The organism is Cyclobacterium salsum, assembly GCF_010119245.1.
Classification (GTDB): Bacteria; Bacteroidota; Bacteroidia; order Cytophagales; family Cyclobacteriaceae; genus Cyclobacterium; species Cyclobacterium salsum.
The window spans coordinates 125,382-137,628 of record NZ_WNKG01000003.1 but is presented as its reverse complement, the minus strand read 5'-3'; the positions used below and the strand labels follow the sequence as shown (position 1 = coordinate 137,628).

The 12,247-nt window shown below is 45.1% G+C and carries 8 protein-coding genes; 1 reads left to right on the top strand and 7 read right to left on the bottom strand.

From position 1 onward, the window contains the following. Positions 1-22: 22 nt before the first annotated feature. From GJS45_RS06020 to GJS45_RS06000, 5 genes are all read right to left on the bottom strand, one after another. A complete protein-coding gene (locus GJS45_RS06020; RefSeq protein WP_162340575.1) occupies positions 23-1,222 on the bottom strand; it encodes a PQQ-dependent sugar dehydrogenase in 1,200 nt (399 codons plus the stop codon). Positions 1,223-1,392: 170 nt separating this feature from the next. Beyond that, on the bottom strand, positions 1,393-3,594 hold the full coding sequence (locus tag GJS45_RS06015; RefSeq protein ID WP_162340574.1) for a DUF5916 domain-containing protein: 2,202 nt from the start codon (positions 3,592-3,594) through the stop codon (positions 1,393-1,395). A gap of 518 nt (positions 3,595-4,112) precedes the next feature. After that, a complete protein-coding gene (locus tag GJS45_RS06010) occupies positions 4,113-6,200 on the bottom strand; it encodes a Kelch repeat-containing protein (protein ID WP_162340573.1) in 2,088 nt (695 codons plus the stop codon). Next, positions 6,197-7,429: a hypothetical protein gene (locus GJS45_RS06005; protein ID WP_162340572.1), complete on the bottom strand. Its 1,233-nt coding sequence runs from the start codon at positions 7,427-7,429 to the stop codon at positions 6,197-6,199. The genes GJS45_RS06010 and GJS45_RS06005 overlap by 4 nt, the downstream gene beginning before the upstream one ends. A gap of 491 nt (positions 7,430-7,920) precedes the next feature. Continuing rightward, positions 7,921-9,243: a PQQ-dependent sugar dehydrogenase gene (locus GJS45_RS06000; protein ID WP_162340571.1), complete on the bottom strand. Its 1,323-nt coding sequence runs from the start codon at positions 9,241-9,243 to the stop codon at positions 7,921-7,923. Positions 9,244-9,363: 120 nt separating this feature from the next. Between GJS45_RS06000 and GJS45_RS24075 the strand changes: the two genes are divergently transcribed. Then, positions 9,364-9,714 carry an RES family NAD+ phosphorylase gene (locus GJS45_RS24075; RefSeq protein WP_394366577.1) on the top strand — a complete coding sequence of 117 codons (351 nt, stop codon included), beginning with the start codon at positions 9,364-9,366 and terminating at the stop codon, positions 9,712-9,714. Here the strand turns inward: GJS45_RS24075 and GJS45_RS05995 are convergent, their stop codons facing one another. Both GJS45_RS05995 and GJS45_RS05990 read right to left on the bottom strand, forming a co-directional pair. Further along, positions 9,715-10,722, bottom strand: coding sequence for a family 43 glycosylhydrolase (locus GJS45_RS05995; RefSeq protein WP_162340570.1), 1,008 nt, complete (start codon positions 10,720-10,722; stop codon positions 9,715-9,717). It abuts the gene before it with no gap. A 598-nt stretch (positions 10,723-11,320) separates the two neighbouring features. After that, positions 11,321-12,193: a hypothetical protein gene (locus GJS45_RS05990; RefSeq protein WP_162340569.1), complete on the bottom strand. Its 873-nt coding sequence runs from the start codon at positions 12,191-12,193 to the stop codon at positions 11,321-11,323. Positions 12,194-12,247 lie beyond the last annotated feature (54 nt).

Genomic DNA, 12,247 nt, shown 5'->3' with positions numbered 1-12,247 from the left:
TGATAGCATTGTTAAATAGAAATTAATCCGCCGCCTGATATTCCAGCCGGTAAATTTCCCCATCAAATCCACAAATTAACAGCTCATTGGATGGATCCAATCCAAATGCGGCGACAGGAAACGAAGCCTGCACTAATTCGGTATTGGTGGGATTGCTCCTATCCGTAACGTCCAGTGCCCAAATCCTCCCGGAAATAAAATCGGCATAAATATACCTTCCTGCCAGTTCCGGCAGGGCCGAACCCCTGTATACATAACCACCTGTGACAGAACCGTCTCCCTCACTGTGGTCATAGGCCCACACCGGAAGCTCAAGTCCTTCCGTTTCACAGGCAGATGTAGGCTCAAAGCATTCAAAACCCTCCATGGTATTCCAGCCGTAATTCCCGCCCTTCTCAATCAGGCTGATTTCTTCGTAACGGTTCTGTCCTACATCTGCCGCCCAAAGGAGGTTGGATTCCGTATCAAAACTAAACTTCCAAACATTTCTCAAGCCATAAGCAAAAATTTCTTCCCGAAAGCCTTCATCATTACCCGCAAATGGATTGTCTTCCGGTATGGCATAATTCAAATCTCCTGCCTGTACATCTACGTCAATCCTCAATAGGGATCCCAGCAAGGTTTCCCGGTTTTGACCATTGCCCTGTGGATCTCCCCCGGAACCTCCATCTCCCACGGCTATATACAGGTACCCATCGGGACCAAAAGCAAGCTTGCCCCCATTGTGATTGGTAAACGGTTGCTCGATTTCCAAAAGAACCGTTTCACTTTGCGCATCGGCCTTGTCCGGATCGGAAGCCGAAACCTTAAATCTGGAAATTACCGTTCGTGCCGGATTGGAAGCGGTGTAATTGACATAAAAAAACCCATTGTCGGCATATTCCGGATGAAAGGCAAGCCCCAATAAGCCTTCTTCGTTTCCGGAATCATTCACCTGACCAAATAAACTTAAAAAGGCACCTTTCTCTTCGGTTTCTGCTTGGTTAGGGAAAACGGAGATAAGTCCCCTTTGCTCTACTACAAAAATCCTGTCGCTGTCATCTCCGGCATGTAGGATTTCCAGCGGTCGGTTGAATGGAAGGTTGGGAAAAGCTTCAACCAATTGTAGGACTTTATCTTCTCCGGGATCGGGAGCGGGATCAGGATCCTCCTGAACACAAGCAGTAAAGGAGATCAAACCGGTCAAAAAACAGCAGGCAAGTAAGCGTGAACTAGAAATCATAAAACGGATCGTATGTTATAAACCAAGAAGGTAAACACGCTGCAAACCATATGCCAGCCGGTGAAAAGCCCAAAAACGAGCTGGAAATAGCCGGTGGTGCTTACATAGGACGCAAGCCAGCATTGGTTTCTCATCGGGACCTTGCAGTAAACGATAGAATATGCAGCCTGTTATATATTGAACATATACGTAAATTTCAACAAAAGCGCCTGATTTTGCCTGGTTTCGATAAAGGGTGACATGGAATAATTGTAGGTATAGACCAAAAATAAATCCGACATGGTCAGGTACCTCCACTGAAACCGGCTATTGATATTGAAATTTTCCTGCTGGGTATTGTATTGTAAAAAGGTGGTCCAGAATAACTGAGTGCTGAAATTCACTTCGCTCCGGGCATTGATCAGGGTTAGGGTTGATGCTCCGGCAGGTTCCGGGAGAGAGAGGATATTTTGCTCCCAGGCAAGTGAAAAGGTGCCCCAGGGCTGCCGCCTTAAATTCAATTCCATTAAATAGGTAGTCAGGTGGCCGTTGTAAAACAACCCTGTTTCCACTTCTGCCCGAAAAGGCAGGGAGGTTCTGGCATCCGAGCTGTAGGAAAGGTTGGCACGAGGGTAACGGTAAAGCCCTGGCTCCAATGGTTCTCCATCAGTAAATCTGGTGTGAAACAATAAGCGGGTTTCCAGGGCCTGAGCCTGAAAGGTGATTCTGCTCGTGTTTCTGAACCTGAGTTCATAATCCAGCCGATACTCATTGTCCATCAATGACCAATCGGTATAATAATTTACGGTATTCCGGAGCTGAATATCATGCAAAATAACGCTGCCGCGATTTTCGGGACGAAAGGTGTACCCAATCCGTGCATGGAAATGTTCCGACCCCAAATGATATAAGGTATCATTCAAGGCATCGTAGTTACTCATTTTGGGAATGAATCCCATATCCGCATGGTAATCGTCCCCCATACCGTAGTAATTCAACCGGAAATTCCATTTTCTTCCTCCGTATTCAAAGCCCAGCTGCCGGTAGTTTCCCATGCCGATCTGCGATTTTTCCGAAAGGTGAAAGGACCCAAAATAATTCCAGGTACCGGATTCATTCAGGTAGTTGAGTTCTAAACCGGCATTCCTCCCAAAATCAAATTTGTCTAACCCATTACCTACCGTCTGCGCCTGTCGGTTGGTGACATATCCCCTTAAGACGGATCTTTCCCATAAACTTTGGTTAAAGACCCCCACGCTATAGTTTTGGGCCGGCCCGGCTTCGGTAGGCCTGGTCTTGATATTCATCAGTCCAATCCTGAAGTTTGGGTTAAGATTCCCGCTCAAACGGGCCCCGTAAGCAATCGGCACCGGCCGGTTGTTCACATCAAGCCCAATTCGCCTTGTAAAGATCGGTTTGGCCGAATTCGGTCCGAATCCCGTAAAAAGGTCATTGTTTTCGAGAAAAAAGCCCCGTTGCTCGGGAAACCGGAGGTTGAATCGGGTTAAGTTGGTCTGTTGCACATCCACGTCAACCTGTGAAAAATCCGGATTTATCGTTAGGTCCAGGTTCAACGAAGATGTGAGTGCCACCTTCGCATCCATGCCCACATCTGCGGTCGTTTCGTTTTCAGCACCCCGAACCGTCCCGGCCGTGACATAGGGAATAAGGGAAATGTTCGTCCCTGTTTTTTCGGGGGCTTTGTCCCAGACCATATTGCCGGTGTAGCCCAAGTCGTACAACTGAAAATTGACGGGAATGGGTGTCCAGCTATAGTATTCATTCTGAGACATGTTGTTCCGGATAAAATTGATCCCCCAGGTCGATATATCCTTTTTAAACCTCAGGGTTTTGAAAGGAATGGCAAGTTCCACAATGTACCTGTCGGGAAGTCTGGATACCGCAGAAAACCATCGATTGTCCCAACTAAAGGTCAACTCTCTCGGCGCATTGGGACCAAGTAAATCCTCAGACTGGGCATTAAAGGGACTGATCCCGAAAAACAGGCCATTGGTTCGGCTATTCACCGGGTCGATGATTACTCCAAATCCATCCCCTTCAAAGAAGCTTTTGTCTCGTTCCAAGGTTTGTACGACATAATCCTCCACATCATAGCAAATGGCGGAAATGTAGACATTATCCGAATCATAGGTCACCCTTACCTCCGTACGGGGATCGGCTTTTTTACCATCCAGCGGCTGTTGCATCCAGAATTCATCCGCCACATCTGCCTCCAACCAGGCCTGCTCATCCAATACCCCGTCCAGTGTTATCGGTGTTGTTGCTCTTTGGATGTGTAATTGGTAATTGGACAAGATTTCGGTATCCGATTGGCCAAATAGAAAAGTAGCTCGCATCAGGAGTACAAAAAAGAAAAGAATGGGAATCTTCATTCGTTTATGGGTGCTTGATATGGTCAGCGGAATCAATGAAATGAAAGTGGTTAAGGCGGGGAATACCAACGAAATCAATAAACACCCATCATCTGTGGGAAAAATTAATTTTTTTCTTGTTTTAAATGGAAGTAATGGGTGAAAATTAACCCACATTTAATTTATTCGTAAACTTTTTCTCTTTATTCCGCTTAAAAGTAAATGTTTGCTAACAAAAAATGTAACCGTTCATCAAAAGATAGGCACGTAACCGGGTTCTCCTGGTACATGTATTGGCACAATTTCCCGGACGAAGGTTCAGAAAAAGCCGATCGGTGCAGGAACATGCGCGTCCCAAACACCATAGCCAATGAAAAAAGAGAGCAGGCAATAAAGGACGAAAAGGCCGGTTAAACTAACAAAAAATCGGAAAAGGGTCTCCGATTTTTTGTTTGTCTTTAGCTAGTCTCTGCTAAGGTAAATCTGTATTTAGTTTTTACCGATCGAAAAAGGGAAAATCCTCATCCAAAACCCAGAGTTTACCAATTGTCGAACCTTTCGGGGTCAATTTCCCAAAACGTCTCGTTGCAATCCCATGCGTAGATCTTTCCATTGGCCATAAAGGCCATTACACGTAAAAATTCACAGGTAAGGTACGATGGATGGGACAGATTGGTTACCTGGCTCATTTCCATGGTTTCTAAATCCAGGACAAAGATTTCGATACCCATGAGAATGGCTTTGTTTCCAACGATAAACACCTCATCTGTTTTCACGCCCATCCGTCCTATGTCCGAAAACCGCTTCACCAGGTTCCACCGTTCGGTGGTCAAATCGAACTCAAAAAGTCCAGAATGCTCGTCTCCGGTTCCATCCGGCTCACCAAAAGCAAGATGGCGTCCATTAAATGTAAACGGAACGGTCCTGCCAACGACCATCCGGCCTTCTTCTTTATCCGGTAGGCGCACCCATTTTTCGGAACGGATATCGAATTTATACCGTAGGCGGTGGTCTTCCCCTCTCTCAGGCGTATGCCCCCCCTCCACATACAAGTGATCGTTGACGACATGCACCAGCATGGGGTTTCTTTGGTCCAGCGGCAAATCCGGAAGCCGTCTAATTTCACCACTGCGTAGATTAAAGACAAAAAACGCCCGATTGGACGGATTTAAATCGGTCGTCTGCCCCCCACCAAGGTACCAATTTTCTCCATGTGCAACCGAAAAAGTAAACGAAAGACGATAGGTTCCAAGTTGAAGGGCACGCAGGGGAGTCATCGATCTGCTTGCTACGGCTACCTCGAAGATCTCCTTATTCCCAAGTGCATATCCTTTTCCTTCGAAACTTGTCATGTTTCCAAAGCGTAAATATTCTGCCAGCGCAATGGAAGGGATGGGCTTTCTCATAAATGGGATATCCGGATCGGTCAGCTCAATCGTTGCCGAGTTTTGGGAAACGTTGTCAAATGTTTGAACCCGGAAGTCGTTGATTCGATCGAATAGGTAGCCCTGGGTTACGAATCGAAGGGATAGGGTTTCACTATTCGATTGTTCGTAGTTTATTTCATAGGTCTGACCATTCAATACGCCTCTGTGATAGTAAGGCGCCGCATAATTGATATTTTTTCCCGTGATGCTGAATTGATCCCCGTAACCGGTTACGATATGTTGCCCAGGGTCTAGTTCTGTCGGATTGTACTTGAAAACACCGGATCCCAGGTTGTATTTTTTGCCGCGTATTTCCAGCTCGATGACATTTTCTTCACCAGCATATACTGGATTGGGTTTGAATACAATTTTATTCCGGTCCGCAGACACCATGGTCACGGTACCGCGAATGGGATATTCGGAAGGTTGGGGTGATATGGTCACGACCAAATTAGGGTCGACCAAATAATCCCCTAGAATTTCGACGGTACCTCCATAGTCGATTTGCTGAATCGCCATGTCGGCAAACTCCGGCTCACGAAACGGCATGAGGACGTTCATCTCCATCTCCTTGTCTACGATTTCCATGGAAATGCGAAAAACATCCGGTTCGCTGTAGCGGTCAAAATTTTGGAAATCCGGGATAATAAATTTGAAAAAATGCTTTTGTACCTCAATTACACGCGCTTCTTCTCCTTGAAAGGTGACCTTGTAATTAGCAATAACGCTACTCAGGTTCTCTCCATAAACGGCCACTGTATCGCCAAAAAACAAGGGCTGATTGTAGTCAAATTTTTCAAAAATAAAACCAACTGTTCCTTTACTGACAAAGGGGTGGGGTTCCGAATACACCACCCCGGACAAGGTTTTTACGTACGCCACTACGTAGTAAATCTCACCCTTCGCCATGGAGTGCTCGGCCTTGAGGATAAAATACTTTTCCGGCTTTCCGGTTTGTTTCAATTCCTCAGCATAGGCCGGTCTTGGATTCCAATGGGTACTGTAAAGAAATCCGTATTCCAGGATCTCCTCGCTGCCAAAATCGTATACGTTTGCGGCGAATTCCGCTCCGGATTCGTCTATTTCCTGAATAAAAGCCACACTGAAGCGTGGATTGGTCCTGGGCGTCATTTCCGGATTTACGCAGCCAAACAAATGTAGTATCAGGATCGTGACCAAATGATGTAGGTACTTTTTCATAACCTAAACCCCAGGATAAAAGTGGAAACAAGTTGATTGTATTGAAACTGATTTGAGCCGAGCGATAGGCCATAGCCTTTACGGGTATACTCCAACTGAAATTCCGATACCATCCCCCATTTTTCCTTGTACAGTAGATGCGTTCCCGCTTTAAAAGCCGGTGAAAACTGAACCGGCGAATGGATGTAAATCGGCTCTTCGTATAACTCGACCACGACCGGTTCGGATTTGGTCTTGAAATCGATAATACTGCTTGTGCTTTGAAAGGAATTAAACCGAAGATTGGCACCTGCCCCCAGGTAATATTCGTGCTTTGAAGACCGAAACACCAAGTAATCAATAAATACGGGTACCGAGACGGTCGTGGTAGCAAATTCCTCGCTTGCCGTGTAGAAGTAATTTTGCTTATTCAACTGGGCGTTCAGCGTATTTTTGATCCAGGAAAAGCCAATCCCGATGTCAAAAGCAACTCTTGGGCTGCGGCGCCACTGATCCAACTTGATTCCTACCCCTACAAATGGAGCAACGTTGGTATCAAATACATGCCCTGTCCGGTCGGTCATGGGAACCGGATAGGTTTGGAACAAAGAAGCCCCCACCATGCCTACCCAAGACAACCTTAGGACCGGAATCTCTTCCACCAACAATTCATAGGGCAGGTTTTCACAGTCATGGTACATCATGATAATGTCAATAAATCCACCCTCGGAATGAACGGTTCTTGCTATCCTTTCCCGCAATTGTAACCCGCAAGGACCGTATAGCATGTAATTGAGGATTCCGGTAATCTGCTTGCGCCTTGTCATGATCACATTGCCCTGAATCGTTTTTGGGCCAGATGTTTTTGACAGCTCCAAATAGTCTTTTTCGCTTTCCACAAAAAAACGACTGTTGTATGAAAAAAGACTCACCTTCCCGCGTAAGATCACCTGCATAAAATACAACTCCTTCTCCTCTTGTCCTGGTAGCCTGCGGCTTTCAAATGTTCTTCCGTTGGCCAAAACGAAACCTTTTAGGTCCTTGGGTCCGAAACGAAACTCCTTTCCCTCAGGGTCCAGAAATGTAATGGTCCTGGCATTGTTGAAATCGAAGGACCGGGCTATGGTACCCGTACGTGTTGCTCCATCATTTGTAATGATGTAGTCGGTCGGAGTCCCTTGTCCATGTACCGTCGCATACGTAAAAACCCAATAGCAAATGCCAATAATCAAAAATTTGGCTGTTTTCATCGTAAATAAAACATTGATAACTAAATAATTATTCTATAAAAAAGTGCTCGCGCGGCTTGATGCGTTCAGCCCGAATGGCAACTTCTAAGAAAATTTGGATCAAAAACTTAAAAAAATTCACAGCTCCAATCTTCACCCATTTCAACGCTACTACTGTCTTTTAGAAAATTTCAACGCAAGTTTAAAGATTAAAAATTAAAAAAACAGGAAGGATGCATCTTTTATTTTTTAGGTCTCATAAATGATCAATCAACAGGCCACCCTACTCACGCTGGTTTTCAAAAAAGAAAACGGACCTAAACGAGATCAAGGCTCTAAAAACCACCATTCGCAGGTGTATTACTTGTTTCAGGCACCTGACCATAAACGGCCAATTATTTGATATTTCGTTATAATATGATAAACACAAAATGCCGACCCCCAAAAAAGGGAGTCGGCATGAAAAGATTTTTCAGCTGGGAAACCTATTTTCCCAGGCCACTAATCCGGTTCTAGTTCATGGCCATGGTTTCGTCTTCCTGGTAAAATACCCGCCATATTTTTCCGCTTACCGAGTCGGAAATCAATACGGTTCCATCCGGAGCCTGTGCCAGACCCGTGGGCCGGTGTTGGGCATCGCTGGGGGCCTCTATGGTTTCCACTCCGGCAAACCCTTCTGCAAAAGCCTCGTGGGTTCCAGTGGGCGCACCATTTTCAAACGGTACAGCAGCCACAAAATATCCCTTCTGCTCCAGAGGTGCCCGGTTCCAGGAACCGTGAAAGGCTACCAGAGCGGTACCTTTGTACGTTTCCGGCAATTGATCACCGGTATAAAACAACAGGTCATTGGGTGCCCAATGGGCAGGGAAGGTCATTACAGGCCCTTCGGTACCTTCGCAGCGATCGGCTTGCTCCCGGTCGCCCCCGTATTCCGGAGCCGTCACCCTTTTGTCCTGAGAAGGATCATAATAGCAATACGGCCAGCCAAAATCAGCACCATCACTTAAGCGGAACATTTCCTCCGCTGGCTGTTCGGCACTTTCCTCTTCGGTATACATATCCGGGAAGAGCCCGTGTAACATGTCGCGCCCATGCTGAACCACATACACGTGGCCATCCGCGGCATTATAGTCCAGTGCCACGGCATTTCGAATACCCGTAGAAAACCGGTAACCGTGTTCCAGCTGCGTTTGTCCTGTTTGCTCGGCATCAAAGCGCCAAATGCCGCCGTGCCGCTCTAATAGCGGGCAAGGATCCATTGCAGGGGATCCCTGGGTACGGTCTTGCTCCTGGCAAGCATTGGACGGTGCGCCGACGTTGACGTACATGTGACCCTGCTCGTCAAAGGTAAAGGGCTTCACCGCATGGGAAGTTTGCACGGGCAGACCCGAAACAATCGTGTCGGGTGCGGTGGCGTTATCCGGAATCAGGTTGTCTCCCGAAAAGGTAAACCGGAACACCGTGCTGTCGTTTGAGGCGTAAAGGTTACCCTTGTAAAAGGCCATGCCGGTACCGCCAAAATCGCCAAAGTATTGGATGTCGTCTGCCCGGCCATCGCCGTCTGTATCCCGCAGGGCAACAATTCCGCCTTCTTCGGTGGCCTCGCGCAGGTTCATGTAAATGTCGCCATTTTCATTGACGGCCAGGTGACGGCCCCTTCCCAGGTCCTCCGCTACTACGTAGGCCTGTAGTCCGGCACCCAGATTTAGGCCACCTTGGTCTTCATCAGCCGTAAAGTAAGGGGATGGGGTTTCCGTCTGTTCGGTTGGACTGCCGCAGGCAGCCATTACCAGCACCGCCATCAAGCAAGTGTACAAGCTTTGGGTAAAATTCATGGTTTTTATTGGTTTTCAGTTTGGAATGAACTTAAATATACAGCTAATACCCCTTAACTACAAATATTATTCCTTTTCCTGGCCTTTTTCGGGGCTGACCGGACCATACCAATAGCTTAGCTGACAATAAAGGAAATTAGCATACCGGACCTTCCTGAAAATTGGAATCACCATCCACCCAACCGCAGCAAACAGAAAATTGGGGATGACTGTATCGATTCTGACGAATGCCTATTAAAAGTCCCTTCTGCGGTAGTAAAGGGAGATTTCAATATTTTAATAAACCCTTGTCATAAGGAGTTTGGAAAAATTAAAATAATCAGCGTAGTGGACTTTCCCTTTGATAAAAGGATTCTTCGTCCCGGTGAGTTACGTATCGTTGAACCATTTTCCAATGGGTGGACCGGTTCTAACGTTCGTTGCACGGTCGCTTTAGCTTCAGCCAGTCTTAGACCTTACCAGTTGGCGTGACTATCTATTTGTTCCGGGCCAATCCCAATTGAGAAGATCATCGCTCCAGGCAATCCCAATCGACGCATTTTTATCAAAATCTCCTTCCCTTTCGGATTTAGGACCTGAACCATGAAAAAACAGTAGGTACTTTCCAAATTCCTTGCGTTCCTTTAGGTTTATTACCGTTCCCGCTGTGATTCTTCCTTTTGACCAGTTCCACTCATTTTGACCCAACGTGATGAGGTCCCCCCAATCATTCCAGCTAGTTAAATCCGAAGAACGTTTAATAGCCATTCCGTTTGGAGGAGAATGTAATAGAACATATTCGTTACTCTCAATCAAAACGCATACATTTTCACCAGAGTCAGTATACCCATAAAAGGTCCAGTTTTGCAAATCATAACTATATGACATACTTACTCCATTTTGTTTATAAAAACACCACCACTTTCCTTTTTCATCTTTATCTTCCAATAGATAGGGATCAATCATTCTTCCCATTTGGGCTACTTCAACATCCGGACCCTTGACTTTAATTAGTTCAGGTTCACTCCAATTGGTAAGGTCTTTACTGCGCATGGTATACAGTCTCGCATCGCTACTCCCGTAGCGAATCTCCTGGTCCGCTGAATGGTCGGGACGAGGATACGTTTGCAGACATAAAATCCATTCATTATTGTACTTGACAATATTTCCGGGACTTGAAAAATTCAAGGTTTGATCCTTAGGGGTAAGAATTTTCGCTGGACTCCAATTCTTCAAATCTACCGAGTGACTCGCTGCTGTGTAGGAATAAACCTTTCCATCTTCGGTTTTCACCAAGGTGAAAAACAGATAAAATATATCGTTATCGTATAGGATTGCGGGATCACGATATGCCGTGGTATCATCTCCTTTAAAAATAATTGGTGAGTCTAGGTTCGTTAGTAGGTTGGTCTGGGCTTCTGCCGGATTGGAAAAACAACACCAGAATAGTACCGGTACATAGCATAAATAATTTTTCCCAATACTATTGCGTGTATACATGCTCCTCATTTTTTTAACGTACCATAGTTAAATGTTTATTTCTGATCTTCCCATCAAGAGATCGGTTAATTGCCCAGACGCTGCTTCTCCTACTTCTTGAGCCAGTGAACAGACGCCTATTTGAACAAGTCCTTTCTCCCTATTAACCATTTGAGCAGTCGACGGTTATTTTCATACAGGGCGCATTCCCGCTAGCCAAAATTTGTAGTAGTCGTTCATTAGTCCACGGATTATTGGGTCCAACCTTTTTTGCAAGGTCCTTCAAGGGAATCCTGCGCTTGTAAATCTCCATTTCCCTAAACTTCTTCCGGATGGTTTTTTTGCATTAGTACTTACGAAGACCAGGTAACAACCTACGCCCACTTGCATCCAGTTTATCTAGACCCCAGGGCAGGAGTCTTTCCTCCCGCTTTTAAGCCTATTTTTCACCACCACCTATGCAGCAGTACGAGCCGTTTTTGCCCCCCCCGAAAGGTCTCTTCTGCAGAGCGACCCGATTTATCGTGATCCTCTCTTCCATACATCAGCATATCGGTGAGCTCCTATCAGGCGCTCTAGCTTCAGGGCAAACCGGTTGATGCAATCGGAGTAAGCCCGGTCAGGTCGTATTGCCGCTTTTCACATTGTTGGCTGCCCTAATTTTATCACTCCCTTTACTTGAGGTAAAATCATATGGTTCTGACTTTTTTAATTGAGTCTCAAAATGCTCGTCCAGCTCATGGAAAAATCCTTTTGTAACATCATTTACTTTAATCAACATGCCTTCAGAAGCTAACCTATTGTGAAGATAATATCCTGCTATAATGGTATCTCCAAACCCAATAATAGATGCACCAATAAAGCTTTTATGTAGATTGAAGGTCAATTTAGATTTGTCTTGAAGTCTTTCCCATATAGATTTAATTACAGCGATATTCAAATTGAGGTTGGAAATTATATCCTCCTTTTCGTAGTAGGGAATTGCTAAAGACCTCTTTTGAATTGCTTCTTGGCATGAAGGATCTAATAATATTATCTCAACTGAACATTCACGTCTATTAATTGCGTCTACAATTGAATTTTCCAATGTATGCAGGTTTGGTATCCATATTTTTAAAATCCTTATTCTGCACTTTTTGCATTCCATGAATTTTTCTCTTAGCTTATCTATTTTTAGCCCTTTATAAGCGTCAATTATTCCAGCATCTTTAATATTTGTATATCTTGCTGGCATTGATTCACGAATCACCTCTGAAACTGCTTCTCTTGTTCGTTGCAAAAAGGAATTCCTTAGTATTAATTCGTATATAAAAGAAATCAATCCAATGGTTAGAACAGTTGTCCCTATACCGCCAATCGTCGAAGCTGCCAATTTGTAATCTTCACCCTTTGAATCAAGTCGAAAAGAAATAATTATACAAATCAGCCCTATTATGGTAAGAAAAAATGCTCCCAGCCAATATTTATTGTTATAAAACCATTTGCTTTTCATCTGAATTTAGGTTTTCGTTATTTATTATGGCAGCCAATCTATATATAAATTTGA